The 18,501-nt window shown below is 41.8% G+C and carries 21 protein-coding genes; 6 read left to right on the top strand and 15 right to left on the bottom strand.

Annotated features, from left to right (window positions below; genetic code table 11):
* Window position 1: 1 nt before the first annotated feature.
* On the bottom strand, window positions 2–1,018 hold the full coding sequence (locus tag GO009_RS00505; protein WP_163624193.1) for an endonuclease/exonuclease/phosphatase family protein: 1,017 nt from the start codon (window positions 1,016–1,018) through the stop codon (window positions 2–4).
* A gap of 29 nt (window positions 1,019–1,047) precedes the next feature.
* Here GO009_RS00505 and hflX point away from each other — a divergent pair, with 29 nt between their 5' ends.
* Entirely contained in the window at window positions 1,048–2,259 is a 1,212-nt protein-coding gene (gene hflX, locus GO009_RS00510) for a GTPase HflX (RefSeq protein WP_163624194.1), read from the top strand.
* A 269-nt stretch (window positions 2,260–2,528) separates the two neighbouring features.
* Here the strand turns inward: hflX and GO009_RS00515 are convergent, their stop codons facing one another.
* Window positions 2,529–3,461 (bottom strand): DUF3078 domain-containing protein, encoded by a 933-nt coding sequence (locus GO009_RS00515; protein WP_163624195.1) that lies wholly within the window; start codon window positions 3,459–3,461, stop codon window positions 2,529–2,531.
* A gap of 295 nt (window positions 3,462–3,756) precedes the next feature.
* Between GO009_RS00515 and GO009_RS00520 the strand changes: the two genes are divergently transcribed.
* Window positions 3,757–4,407: a porin family protein gene (locus GO009_RS00520; RefSeq protein ID WP_163624196.1), complete on the top strand. Its 651-nt coding sequence runs from the start codon at window positions 3,757–3,759 to the stop codon at window positions 4,405–4,407.
* A gap of 130 nt (window positions 4,408–4,537) precedes the next feature.
* Here the strand turns inward: GO009_RS00520 and GO009_RS00525 are convergent, their stop codons facing one another.
* The 8 genes from GO009_RS00525 to GO009_RS00560 form a co-directional block, all read right to left on the bottom strand.
* Window positions 4,538–5,044 carry a DUF2480 family protein gene (locus GO009_RS00525; protein ID WP_163624447.1) on the bottom strand — a complete coding sequence of 169 codons (507 nt, stop codon included), beginning with the start codon at window positions 5,042–5,044 and terminating at the stop codon, window positions 4,538–4,540.
* 80 nt (window positions 5,045–5,124) lie between these two features.
* Window positions 5,125–5,454 (bottom strand): iron-sulfur cluster assembly protein, encoded by a 330-nt coding sequence (locus tag GO009_RS00530; protein ID WP_108245524.1) that lies wholly within the window; start codon window positions 5,452–5,454, stop codon window positions 5,125–5,127.
* Between the two features lie 6 nt (window positions 5,455–5,460).
* Entirely contained in the window at window positions 5,461–5,883 is a 423-nt protein-coding gene (locus GO009_RS00535; RefSeq protein ID WP_163624197.1) for a SufE family protein, read from the bottom strand.
* A 72-nt stretch (window positions 5,884–5,955) separates the two neighbouring features.
* Window positions 5,956–7,197, bottom strand: a complete 1,242-nt coding sequence (locus tag GO009_RS00540; protein WP_163624198.1) for an aminotransferase class V-fold PLP-dependent enzyme — start codon at window positions 7,195–7,197, stop codon at window positions 5,956–5,958.
* Between the two features lie 94 nt (window positions 7,198–7,291).
* Window positions 7,292–8,608 carry a Fe-S cluster assembly protein SufD gene (gene sufD / locus GO009_RS00545; protein ID WP_163624199.1) on the bottom strand — a complete coding sequence of 439 codons (1,317 nt, stop codon included), beginning with the start codon at window positions 8,606–8,608 and terminating at the stop codon, window positions 7,292–7,294.
* Window positions 8,609–8,723: 115 nt separating this feature from the next.
* Window positions 8,724–9,476 (bottom strand): Fe-S cluster assembly ATPase SufC, encoded by a 753-nt coding sequence (gene sufC, locus GO009_RS00550; protein ID WP_163624200.1) that lies wholly within the window; start codon window positions 9,474–9,476, stop codon window positions 8,724–8,726.
* Between the two features lie 88 nt (window positions 9,477–9,564).
* Window positions 9,565–11,010 carry a Fe-S cluster assembly protein SufB gene (gene sufB, locus GO009_RS00555; protein ID WP_163624201.1) on the bottom strand — a complete coding sequence of 482 codons (1,446 nt, stop codon included), beginning with the start codon at window positions 11,008–11,010 and terminating at the stop codon, window positions 9,565–9,567.
* Between the two features lie 40 nt (window positions 11,011–11,050).
* Window positions 11,051–11,380: an iron-sulfur cluster assembly accessory protein gene (locus tag GO009_RS00560; protein ID WP_163624202.1), complete on the bottom strand. Its 330-nt coding sequence runs from the start codon at window positions 11,378–11,380 to the stop codon at window positions 11,051–11,053.
* Window positions 11,381–11,627: 247 nt separating this feature from the next.
* On the opposite strand from GO009_RS00560, the gene thiL reads away from it, so the two are divergent.
* Complete coding sequence (thiL, locus tag GO009_RS00565) at window positions 11,628–12,674, top strand: thiamine-phosphate kinase (RefSeq protein ID WP_163624203.1); 1,047 nt, start codon at window positions 11,628–11,630, stop codon at window positions 12,672–12,674.
* Between the two features lie 123 nt (window positions 12,675–12,797).
* Here the strand turns inward: thiL and GO009_RS00570 are convergent, their stop codons facing one another.
* Entirely contained in the window at window positions 12,798–13,052 is a 255-nt protein-coding gene (locus tag GO009_RS00570) for a hypothetical protein (RefSeq protein WP_163624204.1), read from the bottom strand.
* Window positions 13,053–13,296: 244 nt separating this feature from the next.
* Between GO009_RS00570 and brnQ the strand changes: the two genes are divergently transcribed.
* Window positions 13,297–14,604 (top strand): branched-chain amino acid transport system II carrier protein, encoded by a 1,308-nt coding sequence (gene brnQ, locus GO009_RS00575; RefSeq protein ID WP_163624205.1) that lies wholly within the window; start codon window positions 13,297–13,299, stop codon window positions 14,602–14,604.
* Here brnQ and GO009_RS00580 read toward each other — a convergent pair.
* From GO009_RS00580 to GO009_RS00590, 4 genes are all read right to left on the bottom strand, one after another.
* Window positions 14,601–15,215 carry a class I SAM-dependent methyltransferase gene (locus tag GO009_RS00580; RefSeq protein ID WP_163624206.1) on the bottom strand — a complete coding sequence of 205 codons (615 nt, stop codon included), beginning with the start codon at window positions 15,213–15,215 and terminating at the stop codon, window positions 14,601–14,603. The two genes, brnQ and GO009_RS00580, sit on opposite strands and share 4 nt — an antisense overlap.
* A gap of 8 nt (window positions 15,216–15,223) precedes the next feature.
* Window positions 15,224–15,856, bottom strand: a complete 633-nt coding sequence (locus tag GO009_RS00585) for a cation transporter (protein WP_163624207.1) — start codon at window positions 15,854–15,856, stop codon at window positions 15,224–15,226.
* A gap of 71 nt (window positions 15,857–15,927) precedes the next feature.
* Entirely contained in the window at window positions 15,928–16,104 is a 177-nt protein-coding gene (locus tag GO009_RS17490) for a hypothetical protein (protein ID WP_203532245.1), read from the bottom strand.
* A 5-nt stretch (window positions 16,105–16,109) separates the two neighbouring features.
* A complete protein-coding gene (locus GO009_RS00590) occupies window positions 16,110–17,402 on the bottom strand; it encodes an aminopeptidase P family protein (RefSeq protein ID WP_163624208.1) in 1,293 nt (430 codons plus the stop codon).
* A gap of 79 nt (window positions 17,403–17,481) precedes the next feature.
* On the opposite strand from GO009_RS00590, the gene GO009_RS00595 reads away from it, so the two are divergent.
* Window positions 17,482–17,871, top strand: a complete 390-nt coding sequence (locus GO009_RS00595) for a DUF2721 domain-containing protein (RefSeq protein WP_163624209.1) — start codon at window positions 17,482–17,484, stop codon at window positions 17,869–17,871.
* A 183-nt stretch (window positions 17,872–18,054) separates the two neighbouring features.
* Entirely contained in the window at window positions 18,055–18,486 is a 432-nt protein-coding gene (locus tag GO009_RS00600) for a hypothetical protein (RefSeq protein ID WP_163624210.1), read from the top strand.
* Window positions 18,487–18,501 lie beyond the last annotated feature (15 nt).

The following is an 18,501-nucleotide window of genomic DNA, read 5'->3' on the forward strand; positions in this document are numbered from 1 at the left end:
ATCATTTCTTGCTTTCATCCAATACAATATATACAGGAAAATGATCACTATAGCCCCCCAAATATTTCTTTCCAGCAAAAGTTCTGAAAGGATTTCCTTTGTATTTGCCCTTCCATTCTTTTAAAAATCTTGGTGAAAATATTTTTGCTTCTACAAAATTGTGGGTGTCCTTTTCGTAGTTCAAAAAACTGTGCGAGAGCAATATTTGATCGAACAAACTCCATTCCCCTTTGTAATTGGCACTGCCCGATACAGGGGATAACAGTTTTTTCATAGGGTTGATGAATTTTCCTGTGTCCATAAGTGTTTGGATGCTTTCCGAATTGGGGTCATCATTAAAATCGCCCATAACAATAATGTTTGAACCATTCCCTTGTATGGCATCAAGTTTTTGAAGAATGGTTTCCGCTGCCTTGATGCGCTTATAGCTGGTTTCCTCGGCTCCTTCCCTACGGGATGGCCAATGGTTCACAAAAACATGGACTTCTTCTTGATGTAACTTACCGTGTACATATAAAATATCTCGGGTAAGGTCTCTATCGCCATTTGTATTTTGTACCATCAAAGGAATGGTCTCGGCATCGAGCACCTCAAAATGTTCTTTATGGTAAATCAGGGCCGTATCTATTCCTCGCTCATCAGGGGAATCAAAATGTATTACTCCATAATCTATATCTCGCAGTTGTTTTGATCGTAAAAGCGATTTAATTACTCCTTTATTTTCAACTTCGGCCATGCCTACCAAAACCGGGGGATGATTACTTTCTTCCAATCCAATTCTAGAAATAGCCCTGGAAATTTTATTGGCTTTGTTCCAAAATTTAGATTTGTTCCACCTTTTAAACCCCTTTGGGGTAAAATCATCATCCAACAGATACGGGTCATCTTTGGTGTCAAAGAAATTTTCGAGATTATAAAATGCTATCGTGTATCTGTTTTCCTTTTTATGCAAGATCCCTGTTTCTTTTTCCAATGATTCAATAGAAATGCCAAAGTACAAAAATAGCTTCCAAAACATTGCTTAAATTTGTACTCTAAACCTGTTCGATGCTAGAAAAGAAGTCAATTGAATATGAAAAGGCGGTACTGATTGGTGTAATGAATCAGCACCAAGACGAAGCCAAGGTAAAAGAGTACTTGGACGAGCTTGAATTTTTGACATACACTGCCGGTGGCGAAGTTGAGAAAAGATTTGTGCAGCGCATTGATGTGCCCAATCCCAAAACTTACATTGGAAGCGGTAAAATGGAAGAGGTACGCCAATTTGTGAAGGAGAATGAAATAGGTTCCGTAATCTTTGATGATGAACTATCGCCTGCACAACAGAACAATGTTGAAAAACTACTGCGCTGTAAAGTGCTGGATAGAACCAGTTTGATTCTGGACATATTTGCCCAAAGGGCCAAGACAAGTTATGCCAGAACCCAGGTAGAGTTGGCCCAATACGAATATCTTTTACCAAGATTGACCGGTCTTTGGACGCACTTGGAGCGGCAACGGGGTGGTATTGGCATGCGTGGTCCCGGTGAAACGGAAATTGAAACGGATAGACGTATTGTTCGTGACCGCATTGCCTTGCTCAAAAAGAAACTTGCCAAAATAGACCGCCAAATGGAAACCCAGCGCGGTAACCGTGGCTCTTTGGTTCGGGTTGCTTTGGTGGGATATACCAACGTTGGCAAATCTACCTTAATGAACGTGATCAGCAAAAGCGATGTGTTTGCAGAGAACAAACTTTTTGCTACGCTGGACACCACTGTTCGCAAAGTGGTACTCGGAAACCTTCCTTTTCTATTGAGTGATACAGTGGGGTTCATCAGAAAGTTGCCGACCCAATTGGTAGAGAGTTTTAAAAGTACCTTGGATGAGGTTCGCGAGGCCGACCTACTTCTGCATGTGGTAGATATTTCGCATCCTAATTTTGAAGAGCATATTGCCTCGGTAAATCAAATTTTGGACGAAATTGATAGTTCTGGAAAACCCTGCATCATGGTCTTTAACAAAATAGACCAATACCACCCGGAAACTATTGATGAAGACGATTTGGTTACGGAACGCACAACTGCCCATTTTACATTGGAGGAATGGAAGAAAACCTATTTTAATAAGCTCGGGGACAAAGCACTGTTTATCTCTGCATTGAACAAGGAAAACATGGACGAATTCAGGAAGCGAGTCTACGATGCAGTGCGAGATATCCACGTCACCCGTTTCCCATACAACAACTTTTTGTATCCGGAACATTTGGATGAGTATTAAAAGCAGTCCCAATTAAGTACTTACTTCTTGGGCAAACAGCAAAACATCAATTGCTTCACAACATTTTTCGGACAGTTCACAACAAAAATTTAGGGGGTCGCCACATTAGGCCTACTTTCACATTGTTTTTAAGTCATTTTAGTGTCGAACGCAGATTTTACAGATCTTAACCTACTTAGACCATGGTCTTAAAAACACGGAAAACATAATTTTCACCCCACAAAAAAGCCCTCAAATTGAGGGCTTTTTTTGTCAACTTAAATTGCTCCTTAAAACTTATAACTAAGTCCAAGTGTCCAATAGGTCTGAAGCTCATTGTCAATCGTATCGAACGTAGCATCTGGATTAGGAGTTGGCGCATTGTTTACAATGTAATTCAATGTTTCCTGTTTGTTGTTTCGCAATCCAAAGTCAAAACCTACACCAATCATTTTCCATAACTTGTAGCTAAAAGAATTGGTCCATGTCCAGTTGCTCAAATTGCTGCTTTCATAGCTTTGGAACAAGGACAGGTTACTTTTAAAGTTTATTGCACCAATTTGCTTAGTATAGTCCGCTACAATCTTGGCCCCCATAGAAGATTCAAAAATGGTATCCTCACTGCTGAACACAAAGTTGTAGTTGAGCGGGTGCATTACCACCACCAAATCTGGGATAGGGGTCCATGTGGCACCGACACCAAGGTCCAAATAACCCGGGTCGTTAAAATTGCTCAAAATTGTGGTTCTATATTCCGCCAAAGTAGATATAGCGAATTTCTCACTCAGTTTTCTACCGTACAAAGATGAAATATTGAACACATCGGTGGCCTGACGAAAGCTATCATCGTCGGTAGGATCATCCTTATCGTCCAGTTTGACCCAGGACAGGTTGAGATTGGCAGCATTTCTCCAAAAGAATTTTTCTTCTTGAAGATTGGCATAGGCATTAACGGTAAATCCAATATTTCCTGATGAGTTATTGGGAATTCCTTGGGCAAACCAATTATTGAACTGGGATATACTGCCACCAATAGTTCCGAATGCGCCAATTTTCCAACCTGGGAGCGCATCCAGTTTTGCTTGAAGTGCATTGACCCGCGACTGGATAGCGGCAATAGAATCTTTTTTTGGGGCAATCTGGGCTTTTAATTCTTCCTCGGTCTGTGCAGTTGCTGAGAACAGAGCAAAGAAAGCCACAGCAGTAAAAAGTAGTTTTTTCATAGTATGGAGTTTTCTGTTTAGAACCGTAAAAGTAAGAAATGTCACACCTATTTTCCTTAACCGATGGCAATAAACAATTTTCAATTACTGACAAATTGGTGTGGACTTATGAATTGAGTACTTACCAAAAACGTCCCTCAACTGTCTCATTTTACCTCTTGATGGTTAGCATCACAGGTAAAAATTTCTTTAAAACCCTTATCCATCAATTCATATGGGGCATCCGTCAATTGGCCGTTTCCCGAACCAATATTATTTCCTTTCTTGTAGGTTTTCAATTCAATTTGAATCAAATATGAAAAAATCAGCAGGTATTGCTGTAGTTATTGTTATAGCCAGTACTTTATTTGTAAATGCCCAAGAAAAGAATTTTGGGGTCATTGGAGGATTGAATCTAGCTAATATTAGGGGAGACAGAACAGAATCCATCAACAATAGTTGGCGTCTTGCTTATCAATTTGGCGTATTTTCAAACTTTTCTTTGAGTGATAAGATAGCTTTGGAACCCAGGGTACTCTTTTCTTCCAAAGGCTTTAATGATGAAATGGACTTAGGCGCTTTCGATAATCATTCAAGAATCCCAGTAAAATATGCCAATAGAGATAGCTATCTGTCAGTTCCCGTATTGCTTAAATATAAGTTGATGAATAATCTTAGTTTGGATTTGGGGCCAGAAATTGCTTTCTTATTGTATTCAAAAAATGTAATTACCAAGGTCGATGTAGAAGGTTTTCATGCGAAAGGAGATGTGTTACATGAGAGATCAGGTGATTTCTTTGTGGATTACGGAGCTATGGCCGGTGTAACTTTTTATTTTACTACTAAAGCATTCGTTCAGCTTAATTATTTTCATGGGCTATCCAATTTGCGTAGAGAAATAACCATAATTGAATCAACGGAAAATAATTCTGTATTGCAACTTTCTTTAGGTTACCTTATTTTTTAATGGTTGTCAAAACATTAAAGTCTGTTGCAGCGACCGTTGTTGAGGATACTGAGGCCACAGCTGACTGTACCATTACAGTAAACCCCAATCTATAAATTTCAAAGTGATAAAGTCCCTTTTTGGGAACTTTTTATTTTTTCTTATAAAGCGGCACCGAAGAACAAGCCTCGCCATACATCACACTTTTGGCCACTTCTTGGATTTTTGTAACGGCCATAAGGTAGGCATTTTCGGGAACGGGTTTGTTGGAACACCCTTTTATGATTACGGGTTTATCTGTAAATTCAGCAACATCCAATTGGTCCAATACAGTTTGATAAAGTGCAGTTTCTAAATCCTCAAGACTACCCTGAACCACCTTTTTGGCATAAGGCTGTAACTTGGAGGCAATCAACATAAAGGCCCAGCCTGGAATAATGGCATCCGAAGAACATTGAAGCGCCACATAGGCGTTTTGATAGGCTGTCCAGTCGTGTTCTTCCACATGGGAACGAAACTCTTTTTCACGCAAGATAAAGCCTTCGTACAACCAATCTTTAATGTCCAGCACCATACGCTCCCCTATGGGATAATAATCCTCCAGGTTGAAGGTAATCAACTTGCTTTGCGCTACTCTATTTACGATTTCTTTTTCCATAATTGTCATTCCTGCAAAGGCAGGAATCTTTTTCAAATTAAGTAGATTCCGCATCTAGTGCGGAATGACAAGTTAAACCCCTACAGGAGCCCCAACTCCAATTTGGCCTCTTCGCTCATCAGCTCCTGGGTCCAAGGGGGGTCAAAAGTGATTTCCACCTCCACGTCTTTCAGCATATCAATGGACTTCACTTTCTCCTCTACCTCCACAGGCAAAGTTTCGGCCACAGGGCAATTGGGCGAGGTAAGGGTCATCAAAATCTTTACTTCGTATTCCTCGTTCACGAACACGTCATAAATCAATCCCAGTTCGTAAATGTCCACAGGAATTTCTGGATCATAAATGGTCTTGAGCACCTTTACGATCTTTTCGCCCAGTTCTTGTGTATCTATGGTGGTTTCTTCGCTCATCTTATGCTATTTTAACTGTGTTTGATAGGCAACTGCGTACAATTTCAGTTGCTTGATCATGCTTACCAATCCGTTGGCCCGGGTTGGCGACAAATGTTCTTTAAGACCAATTTCATCAATAAACCCTGTGTCGGCGTCGATAATATCCTGAGGTTTTTGATTGCTGAACGCCCTGACCAAAATGGCTATGATCCCTTTGGTGATAATGGCATCGCTATCGGCAGTAAAAACCAATCTGTCTCCATCCAGTTCGGCATGCACCCAAACCTTGCTCTGGCAACCTTTGATCAGGTTATCATCGGTCTTGTATTGTTCTTCTATCAATGGAAGTGATTTTCCGAGTTCAATCATATATTCGTAACGCTGCATCCAGTCGTCGAACATGGAAAACTCGTCTATTATCTCTTCCTGTATCTCTTTTATGGTCATGCTGTGGTTTTGTTCAAAAGTACAACTCGGCGGACTGCAATTCAAGTCTTTATGATAAAGATAACGCTTCGGCTACTGTAACATATTTCTGGCCCGCTTTACGGCTTCGACCAATTTATCCACTTCTTCTTTATTGTTGTAAAAGCTAAAACTGGCCCTTACCGTGCCCGGAATCTTGTAAAAATCCATGATAGGTTGCGCGCAATGGTGCCCTGTACGCACTGCGATGCCCAATTTATCCACAATGGTGCCGATGTCGTAGGGATGGATTCCTTCAATGTTAAAGGAAATCACCGAAGTTTTGTGCGCTGCGGTTCCATAAATCTTTAATCCATCAATGGTGAGCAATTGTTCGGTGGCATATTCCACCAACTCATCTTCGTACTGGGCGATGGCATCAAAACCGATGCTATTCATGTAATCCAACGCGGCTCCAAAAGCAATTCCCCCACAGATATTGGGCGTTCCCGCTTCAAATTTATGGGGCAGATCGGCATAGGTGGTCTTTTCAAAGGTTACCTCGGCAATCATTTCGCCCCCGCCTTGATAGGGTGGTAATTTTTTAAGCCATTCCTCTTTGCCATACAACATTCCAACACCCGTTGGTCCACACATTTTATGGGCAGAAACGGTGTAGAAATCCACATCCAATGCCTGTAAATCAGCTTTGATGTGTGCTGCAGCCTGTGCCCCATCCACCAAAACCGCGGCTCCCACTTTGTGGGCAGCATCAATAATTTCTTTAATTGGATTGATGGTTCCCAACGCATTGGACACATGGTTGCAGAAGACCAATTTTGTCTTGTCGGACAACAAATTGTAATATCCTTCCATTACCAACTCTCCTTCCAGATTCATTGGAATCACTTTGAGGGTTGCCCCCGTGCGTTCGCACAGCATCTGCCAAGGCACAATATTGGAGTGGTGCTCCATGGCGGAAACCAGAACCTCATCACCCTCTTTTAAAAATGAAGTGAATCCGTTGGCGACCAAATTGATACTGTCTGTGGTTCCCGAAGTGAAAATCACCTCGTAGGGATAGGCAATGTTAAAGTGCTTTTGGATTTTTTGGCGTGCTGCTTCGTAAGCATCAGTCGCTTCTTGAGACAAGGTATGTACCCCACGGTGAATGTTGGCATTGTAATTTTGGTAATAATCAACAATGGCATCAATTACCTGCTGTGGTGTCTGCGATGTTGCTGCATTGTCCAAATACACCAAAGGCTGTCCATTGACCTCTCTTTGGAGGATGGGAAAGTCTTTCCTGATGGTATTTACGTCTAACTTCTCTATTAGAATATTTTTTTCTGTCATTTTGAACGAAGTGAAAAATCTAAACTATAAGGAGATTTCTCGCCCATCCTTCGATTCCCTCTCAGGACTAAAGCTCGAAATGACACCTCATAAACTACAGGTCAAATCCCATACGAACGCCCAGTTTATTGGCGATAATCTTATTGATTCTCGCCTTAAGCTCGGGAATACGAACACTCTCCAAAACGTTGTTGGCAAAAGCGTACATCATCAAGGCCTTGGCCTCTTTCTTAGGGATTCCCCTTGATCTAAGGTAGAAAAGGGCCTCATCATCCAACTGACCAATGGTACATCCATGCGAACATTTTACGTCGTCCGCAAAAATCTCCAATTGTGGTTTTGAGTTGATGGTCGACCTATCACTCAACAAAATATTGTTGTTCTGCTGAAAGGCATCCGTTTTTTGGGCAATCTTGTCCACAATAATCTTTCCGTTGAAAACACCTGTAGAACTGTCACCAAAAATCCCTTTGTAGTCTTGATGGCTCTCGCAGTTGGGCTGTGCATGGTGTACCAAAGTATGATGGTCTACGTGCTGTTTGTCGCCCAAAATAGTTACGCCTTTCAAGGTAGAGTCGATGCGCTCCCCGTTCTGATAAAAGTTCAGGTTGTTACGGATGAGTTTTCCTCCCAAAGAGAAGGTGTGCACTCGTACCACACTACTGTTTTTTTGTGAGATATATGTGTTGTCCACCAATGAAGCCGTTGGCGCATCGTTCTGAACTTTGTAGTAGTCCACAATGGCATCCTTTCCTGCGAAAATTTCGGTCACGGAGTTCGTGAACACTTCATTACCGGTCAAACTTTGGTGGCGTTCTATAATTTGCACCTCGGCGTTGTCCTCTGCAACAATCAAGTTCCTAGGTTGTAGCATCAAAGCTGCCTCGTTGCCCGTGGCCAAATGCAAAATTTGGATAGGCTTCTTGGGCATTTTGTTCTTTGGGATGTAGATATACGCTCCTTCTTTGCTAAAAGCTGTATTCAAAGAGGTCAACGACTCATCTTTAGAAGCCGCTTTGTTGAAGTACACTTCAATCACCTGTTTAAACATCGGCTTGCTAAAAGCAGAGCTCATCAAACAGACATCCACACCATCATGTGTTGTTTCAGAAAGGTAAGAACTGTACACCCCATCAACAAACACAATTTTGTAGGTGTCTATCTCGTGGAGAAAGTATTTTTTCACATCCTTGTATTCCAAGGTGGTTTCATGCTTTGGAAAGATGCTGAAATCTATCTTTTGCAAGCCTTTGAGTGAAGTATACTTCCAAGCTTCGTCCTTTTTGGTCGGGAAGCCCTTGGTCTCAAAGTTCTTCATGGCATTGGACCTTTCCTCATGTACTGGATGATCTAAATCCAAGCCATCTTCAAAAGCCATAAAAGAGGAGACTAATTTTTCCTTTAAATCCATTTGTTTTTAATTGTCATCCCTGCACTTCGTTTAACTCAGCATAAACTCTGGCAGGAATCTAATTAATGATTTCTTTTCATTTGGATTCCCATTTTCATGGGAATGACAAAACTGGTTATACCGCAGCTTCTTCTTTTAACCAATCGTATCCTTTTTCTTCCAATTCCAGGGCCAATTCCTTGGTGCCGGACTTTACGATTTTGCCATCGTGCAATACATGCACATAATCGGGTACGATGTATTCCAACAAACGCTGATAGTGGGTGATTACAATGATGGCGTTGTCCTTGCTGCGCAATTTGTTCACCCCATTGGCCACGATACGAAGGGCATCAATATCCAGACCGGAATCGGTTTCGTCCAAAATGGCCAATTTGGGTTCCATCATCGCCATTTGGAAGATTTCGTTACGCTTCTTTTCCCCTCCGGAGAACCCTTCGTTCAAGGAACGGGAAAGGAACTTTCGGTCGATTTCCAACATTTCCGACTTCTCCCGAATCTTCTTAAGCATTTCGTTGGCCGGCATATCCTCCAGACCTTGTGCTTTTCTGGATTCGTTGATAGCGGTCTTCATAAAATTGGTCACCGATACTCCTGGAATCTCAACTGGATACTGGAACGATAGAAACACTCCTTTGTGGGCTCTTTCTTCTGGGGAAAGTTCTTCCAAGTCCTCTCCTTCCAAAAGAATACTGCCCTCTCCTACTTCAAATTCCTCTTGACCTGCGATAACTTCGGCCAAGGTACTTTTACCTGAACCGTTGGGGCCCATAATGGCATGTACCTCTCCAGCGTTCACCTTTAGGTTGATTCCCTTAAGGATTTCTTTATCGTCTACGCTTGCGTGTAAGTTCTTTATTTCTAGCATTTTGTAAAATTGTGTTCTGTCTTAATAATTGTGATTTCGACTTCGCTCAATCACCAAATCTGCTTGGGTAGCTGAGCGCCCGCCGAAGTTACCCTACTGATCCTTCTAAACTGATTTCCAATAATTTTTGCGCTTCTACGGCAAATTCCATTGGTAGTTTGTTCAATACTTCCTTACTGAATCCGTTTACGATCAAGGCGATGGCCTTTTCGGTATCAATTCCCCTTTGGTTACAGTAGAAAATCTGATCCTCACCAATCTTACTGGTCGTGGCTTCGTGCTCTATCTGTGCGCTTTTGTTCTTAGCTTCAATGTAAGGGAATGTGTGTGCTCCGCAGCGGTTGCCCATCAATAGGGAATCGCATTGGGAGAAGTTCCTCGCATTTTCGGCACGACTGTTTACCTGTACCAATCCGCGGTAGCTATTTTGTGACTGTCCCGCAGAAATACCTTTGGAAATGATTGTACTCTTGGTATTCTTGCCCAAGTGGATCATCTTAGTCCCGGTATCTGCTTGCTGGAAATTGTTGGTCACTGCTATGGAATAGAATTCCCCAATGGAATAATCCCCCTTCAAAATACAGGATGGATATTTCCATGTGACCGCGGAACCTGTCTCGACTTGCGTCCATGAAATTTTGGCGTGCTTCTCGCACAATCCGCGCTTGGTCACAAAGTTGTAAACGCCTCCTTTTCCTTCCTTGTTGCCAGGGAACCAGTTCTGAACTGTGGAATATTTGATTTCGGCATTGTCCAGGGCAATTAATTCCACAACGGCTGCGTGCAATTGGTTTTCATCACGCATGGGTGCGGTACATCCTTCCAAATAACTTACATAACTGCCTTCTTCGGCAATTACCAAGGTTCTCTCGAACTGTCCTGTTCCCGCCTGGTTGATTCGGAAATAGGTGGAAAGTTCCATCGGACATCTGACTCCTTTCGGAATGTAACAGAAAGATCCATCGGAAAACACCGCTGAATTCAATGCAGCGTAAAAGTTATCTTTTTTGGGCACTACGGTCCCCAAGTATTTCTTTACCAATTCCGGATGTTCCTGAATAGCTTCCGAAATGGAACAGAAAATAATGCCTTTTTCGGCCAATGTCTTTTTGAAAGTTGTGGCCACTGAAACGGAATCCATTACAATATCCACCGCAACACCTGCCAACTTCTTCTGCTCATCTACCGAGATTCCCAGCTTTTTGAAGGTGTCCAACAATTCTGGGTCCACTTCGTCCAAGCTATTGTACTTGGGTTTTTTATTAGGGGCCGAGTAATAGGAAATGTCTTGGAAGTCGGGTTTTTTGTAGGTTACGTTTGCCCACTCGGGTTCCTCCATTTCTTTCCAAGCACGAAAAGCTTCCAATCTCCACTCCGTCATCCAATCGGGTTCTTCCTTCTTCTTGGAAATGGCAATAACGATTTCCTCGTTCAACCCTTTGGGGAGGGTATCCGATTCAATGTCCGTGTAGAAACCATACTCGTACTCTTTGGTCTCCAGTTCTTTCTTTAATTCTTCTTCTGTATAAGCCATATATCTTTAAGTTAGCCAATTACAGGCTTTAAGTCAATGTTTATAGTGAAAAACTTTCTCCACATCCGCAGGTCCTTTGAGCATTAGGGTTGTTGAACACAAAACCCTTTCCGTTCAAACCTCCGGAATATTCCAATGTGGTGCCTACCAAATACAAAAAGCTTTTTTTGTCAACGATGATTCTCACATCGTTATCTTCAAAGATCTTATCTGTGTCCGTAGCGGAATTGTCAAAGGTCAATTCATAAGACAATCCACTGCACCCTCCACTCTTTACGCCAACACGCACATAATCCGTGGTCGCATCAAAACCTTCTTCGGTCATGAGCGACACCACTTTGTGCCTTGCTGATTCTGAAACCTTAATCATCTTAATTGAATTTAATCTAAATAGCCTACAAATATACTGTATATGTAGGGTTTTACCATGGCAACTAACATTATTATAACGAATGATTCCATAGGTGTTTCTTATGGAAAATAATGCAGGTTTACGCTAAGTCGCATCAATGGCGTATTTCCAACAATTTCCTATGATTTCTGATACACTTTCCCCGAAAAAATTTTATACCCCTTCGGACACCAGAATTTACGATTATCCTCATTATTTTTGCAAAATGCTAGAAGACAAGAATCAAGAACGTACATCACTGGAAGAATTGGGCGAATTTGGCCTGATCGAACATCTTACCAAAAACTTTGAACTCAATCAACCCTCATCCTTGGTTGGGGTTGGTGATGATGCTGCGGTAATGGACTACAATGGCAAAAAAACCATTGTGTCCACCGATATGTTGGTGGAAGGAGTCCATTTTGACCTGAGCTACATGCCCTTGAAGCATTTGGGTTACAAATCGGTGATGGTAAACCTTTCCGACATCTATGCCATGAACGCCATAGCCACACAGATTACAGTTTCTTTGGCCATTTCCAACCGGTTTCCTTTGGAAGCGCTCGAAGAATTTTATGAAGGAGTAGCACTTGCATGCAAGCTGTACAATGTTGATTTGGTTGGCGGAGATACGACCTCATCTACCCGAGGCATGATTATTAGCGTTACTGCAATTGGAGCCGCCGAGGAGAACGACATCGTTTACCGAAAAGGTAGCAAACCCAATGATTTACTGGTAGTTACCGGTGATTTAGGTGGTGCTTACCTGGGCTTGCAGGTTTTAGAACGAGAAAAAGAAGTGTTCAAGGTCAACCCCAACAGTCAACCCGATTTGGAACCCTATTCTTACATTGTGGAGCGGCAACTAAAGCCCGAAGCTCGAAAAGATATTGTAGATCTGCTCAAAAAACTGGAAGTAAAACCAACCTCTATGATTGATATCAGTGATGGACTATCATCCGAAGTGATGCACCTCTGCAAGCACAGTGATATTGGTTGCAATGTTTTTGAAGAAAAGATCCCACTTGATCCCACCGTGATTTCCGCATCCGAGGAATTTAAAATGGACAGCACCATGATCGCATTGAGTGGTGGTGAGGATTACGAGCTGTTGTTCACTGTTGACCAAGCTGATTTTCCAAAAATAAAAGGGAATCCGAACTTAACGGTGATTGGTCACATAACGGAAAAGAGCGAGGGTATCCATTTAATCACACGAGCGGAGACAAAAATCCCCATCACCGCACAGGGCTGGAACTCGTTCAACAAATAAAAAAATCCCGAAAATCAAGGGCATCCCTACATATCATGGCATTGGGGCACGCAACCATTAGCAGTAGGCAATTACTTAAGTTTCCGGGATAAGATTTGGGCCTTTTCCTAAAACAAAAAAGGGCTATGCCACTTGGTGCACTACCCTGCTTTTTCGTTTTTGGTACATATCTTCCAACGTACTGTTAATCTCTTGCATTTGCGGAGTCAATGCAGAAAGTTTACCAGTAACATCTGTAGTAACCTGTTTTTGGCAATGAATACATTTGTATTCTTTAATGTGCTGCGTCACTTTTTTGGAAACCGTGTAATGGTGCCCGAACAGACTGCAAAAGAAAGAAGAGAATTTGTTGCCATGTTGCGTAGTAGTTGTTTTCATAAGCTGGTGTTGTTTGGAGAAAAGCATATAATTACGATATGGGGCTTCGAAAAATGCTTAAATTGGTGAATAGTAATTTTGTGTTATAAAAATATTTTTAAGTGGTTCAACTTTTAATAGGAACGGGTGTTGATAACTTTTTATTTTACGATTGCGTCGACAAAGTATTTTTTTCGATGAAATGCAATAAAATCGACAAAAAGCCATCTTTTTTCGCTCAAAAACACTTTTGTAATATACCGCATTGAAAACAAATTATCAACAATCTGACAGCAAGAAATCTTTAATAATTACATCTTTTGCCCTTTTTTCTCTCTTTTTCGGGGCTGGAAATCTTGTTTTACCTCCATTGTTGGGGTTTAAATCTGGAAATTTATGGTGGTTGGTCACCTTGGGATTTTGCATTTCGGGGGTGCTTGTGCCCATTCTAGGAATTATTGCCCATGCCAGATTACAAGGAACTCTCTTTGATTTTGCCAAAAAGGTATCCCCTTTGTTCAGCGTTGTGTATTGCTACCTGATCTATGCCATTGCCATTGCGTTGCCATCGCCCAGGACTGCATCGGTTACACACGAAATGGCCATACAGCCCTTTTGGGGTTCTTCTTCATTGCTCACAAGTCTTATCTATTTTATGTTGGTATTTGTGTTTGTCCTCAATCGTTCCAAAGTTTTGGACGCATTGGGCAAGCTATTAACGCCCGGTATCCTAATCATCTTATTAATAATGATAATAACGGCAGTCTTTGCATTGGACTTTGATTTTGTTCCATCAGCAATGGGACAAGCTTTTAGCTCGGGAATTTTGGAAGGTTACCAAACTTTTGATGCCATCGGAGCTGTAGTAGTGGGCGCGGTAATCATCATATCCATCAACTTAAAAGAGAAAACTGCCACCTTTGAAGAAAAACGAAGACTTATTGGAAAAGCAGGGCTGTGGGCAGGAATTGGGCTATTTTTGGTGTACGGAGGCCTTATCCTCACAGGTGCTTTGTTCGGGGATGCTTTTGATACCGATATTTCCAGAACCGCCCTTTTACGAGGAATCAGTACAAAAACCTTGGGGCAAACAGCCAATATATTGCTCAGTATTTTGGTAAGCTTGGCCTGTTTTACCACAGCGGTAGGAATTGTAACGGGAACTTCTGATTTTATCAAAGGACGGTTCAACGATTCAATTTTAGCATACCGAATCACAGCATTTTTGGGGTGCCTATTGGGTGTGTTGGTGGGTCAGTTTGATGTTGGTTACATTATTACCGTAGCCGTCCCGTCACTCATGTTTATTTATCCCATTACCATTATTTTGATTTTACTGAATGTGGTTCCAGAAAAATGGGGTTCGCCCAAGGTGTTTCAACGGGTAATCGGAGTGACTATTCTGTTCAGTATTCCCGATTTTTTGGGAAGCATCGGGTTTGGTGAGCAAATCGCTCCCTTTGTTGATTGGATTCCGTTGAGCCAGCATCAAATGGGCTGGGTGCTTCCCACATTGGTCGCATTCATTGCTTCGAACATCATCAACAGTAAAGAAACAGCTGCTCCAAGCTAATCTTGTTTTCTTTTAAAACTGCAAAAAATAAAATGTTGTGCAGTACCAAATGGTGTGGCATGGTCTTCGGTTCTACATTCCAATTTCTCAAAATGTTTGAAAACAGTTACCATTTGCTCTTCATTATATTGTTTGATATCTAGACCACTACATTTTTTAGGTCCATTTGTGGAGAATGTTCCCAAAATCATATAGCTGGCAACAGCTTTTTTGGTCAATTCCACATAGGTTTGTATCTGCTCAGGGGATGTCAAAAAATGAAACGCTGCGCGATCGTGCCAAACATCATAAGTTTCCTTGGGTTCAAATTCGGTGATGTCACTTTCAATCCATTTTACCTTTTTGGCCCTGTCTCCCAACCTTTTTTTAGCTCTTTCCATGGCTTTGCCCGAAATATCGAGCACGGTAATGTTTTCGAAATCTTCAGCGAGCAAAAAATCGACCAACTTGCTGTCACCGCCGCCCACGTCAATGATTTTTGAATTCTTTTTCAGGGACAGGGAATGGATAAGGTCCAAGGAAATTTGTGGCACCTCTTGTGTCCAACTGACCTCCTCTGGCGTTTTGCTGCCATAAACCGTTTCCCAATGATTTTTTCTATCCTGCCCCATATTTTGATCTATTCTGTACAACCACAGTGTTTATTGCTGCGTGCCTTTTCAAAACATTCCTTTCCTTCGGAAAAGGCAAAATAGGCCAATCCCAATGTACCCAAACTATCAATATAAGGAATCTTGAAAATTTCGTAGATCCCACTGCTCACCAATAAGATAATGGACATATATACACAGACCAACGTGCAGTTGGCATCTGCCAAAATGGGTGCCGAATTCAGTTGGCGCCCCACCTTTCGCTTCCACCAGACCAAAATCCACATGACCAATATGGATATTGCCGAAATGATTACTCCCCAAAATGTGGTCAACGGTTTGTGCCCTGTCCAAATATTGTAAATACTTGAAACGACAAGACCAACGACCAAAAGATAAAATGCAACTCCGGTAATCCTAAGGGCAGTTCGTTCAAAATTGTCGCGGTTGCTATCCGGGTTCCTTTGTATGCGCAGAACCATGTGTGCAATGCCCAGTCCGGAAATCACCTCGATAAAGCTATCGGCTCCAAATCCAAATAACGCAAGGCTTTCATCCTCAAAACCTAAATAAGTGGAAATAACTCCCTCGGCAATGTTGTAAAAGATGGTGAACAGGGCCAAGGCCAATGCTATGCGGTAAAGTTTGTCTTGTTTTTCCAAAGTTTTTAGCGCTTGTTCCTATAAAGTACGTTGATTTAAAGTTGAAAATCAACTACATACCGGGAAATAGTTTATTCCGAACCCCGCTTCTTTTTATTGTAGTAGTAAATAGCATAAGCAATGGCGGCCAATACCACAAAAGGGAGGTAGCTCCCGATAACCACGCCAATTTCGTAGGCACTATCGGGAGCTTCCTCCATCTTTTTTTCAATGTTTGATTGTTGTACTAAAAACAGTAAAACCTTCATCTGGTCTATTTATTCATCAACTCCTCTATCTCTTCAATCTCAATGGGAATGTTTCTCATTAAGTTAAAAGGTTCTCCTTTTTCTTGAATTACAACATCATCTTCCAGACGAACGCCCATTCCTTCGGCAGGAATGTAAATCCCAGGCTCCACGGTAAACACCATATTGGCCTTCATCGGTTTTTTCAACTCACCGTAATCGTGGGTGTTCAATCCTATGTGATGACTGGTTCCGTGCATAAAGTATTTTTTATAGGCCGGCCAATCGGGGTTCTCGTTCTGTACATCGGCCTTGTCCAACAAGCCCAAGCCTATAAGTTCGGAGGTCATCAATTTGCCCACCTCTTTATGGAATTCCGCCCAAATGGTTCCGGGCACCAACATTTTTGTCGCCTCGTTCTTAACGCGGAGCACGGCACTGTACACTTGTTTCTGCCTGTCGGTAAATCTTCCGTTTACGGGAATGGTCCGGGTCATATCACTGGAATAGTTGGCGTACTCGGCAGCGAGGTCCAACAATATCATGTCCCCGTCCTTCACCTCTTGGTTGTTTTCCAAATAGTGGAGTACGTTGGCGTTGTTACCTGCTGCAATAATAGGAGGGTACGCAAAACCTCTGGAACGGTTACGTACAAATTCGTGCAAAAATTCTGCTTCAATTTCGTGCTCCCAAACCCCTGGTTTTACGAATTCTAAAATTCTTCTAAATCCTTTTTCGGTAATATCGCAGGCGGTCTGCATCAATTCTATTTCCTCGGGCTCTTTTACACCACGGATATTTTGCAAAATAGGATTGCTCTTTGCCGTTTGGTGCGCTGGATACTCTTTTTTGCATTTTTCGATAAACCGTGCTTCCCGTGTTTGGGTTTCCACAGCTTGGCGGTAATGCTCGTTGGTATTGAAATAAATCGTGTCCGCCTCCGTCATCAAATCAAAAAAGATTTTATCAAAATCGGTGAGCCAATAAACGGTCTCGATGCCCGACACTTCAGTTGCTTTTTCCTTGGTGAGCTTTGCTCCTTCCCAAACGGCAATATGGCCGTTGGTTTCCCTTACAAACAATATTTCCCTGTGCTTGGGGTCCATGGCATCGGGGAACAACAATAAAATTGTCTCTTCTTGGTCCGCTCCGCTCAGGTAAAAAATATCACGATCTTGTTCAAAAGGTAAAGTACTGTCCGCACCGATCGGATAAATATCATTGGAATTGAAAACCGCAATGCTTTTCGGCTTCATTTGAGCCATGAATTTCTTACGGTTCTTTACAAAAAGATTGCTGTCTATTTGAGCGTATTTCATAAGTATAATTTGATTTGCCCAAATGTAGCCAATTGCGTTACCGAAGACAAATCCTTACCTTCCATTTCAAATTGAAGACATGCAGCTCAACTTAAGTATCCCAGCACTTCTTTTTCCTGCTATCTCCTTGACCATGTTGGCGTACAATGCCCGTTATTTAGCCATTGCAGCATTGATTCGGCAACTGCACAAGCAGTTCGAGGAAACCTCTGCCCAACCCTTAAAACAACAGATCAACCAATTACGGACCCGTTTGGGCATCATAAAAAACATGCAGGCAACTGCAATTATCAGTTTTTTGTTGGCTGCAGTAACCATGTTCTTGATCTATGTGGAAATGCGTGTTTGGGCCAATGTTATTTTTGGGATCAGTTTAGTGTTCCTTATGATTTCCTTGGTGCTCTCACTTTTAGAAGTGCAGTTATCCACTAAGGCATTGGGAATCCAATTAAAGAACATGGAAAAATAATCAGTTTTTATAACAGTTTGTGTAAGAATATTTCTTTTTGATTAAAATATGAAAAATTAGCGGTCAATTGAAAAGGCAGTTGCACCAATTCTATAGGGGCATTGGTAAAATCAGCTCAAAAATAACCGTTGCTTGCTTCTACTTTTGATGAATACAATTTGATTCATCTTACTGAAAGGATATATGCAGCGAGTTAAGGATTTGGAGTTTTTTAAAACCATACGGGAAATACGGGAATACGAATTTGGAATTTTCTACTTTTTTGATGGATTGGTCATATCGGAAATAAAAGAAGGTGAAGTTTTTAACTGGTCCATTGCCGAAAAAATAATATCCGTGGCCTACGAGGTCTTGGGAAAAGACAAACCTATTGCCTACATCAGCAATCGCATTCATAACTACTCGGTAGTCCCCACCGATTGGCTAAAGTTTTACAAACACCGACACCAATTGGAGTTTTATTCGGTTGTTGCTTACAACAAAAGCGGGTTGGCCAGTCTTGTTCTGGAAAAAATGTTCTTTAGAAACAAAATACGTCAATTTGCAAACTTGGAAGATGCCATAAAGTGGAGTTTGGCCAAGGTCAACGAAAAAAAAATTGACTTGTCGGCTTGAACTTCACCACTCAAG

Origin of the sequence: Allomuricauda sp. TY007, assembly GCF_010468565.1 — a bacterium.
Lineage (GTDB): Bacteria > Bacteroidota > Bacteroidia > Flavobacteriales > Flavobacteriaceae > Flagellimonas.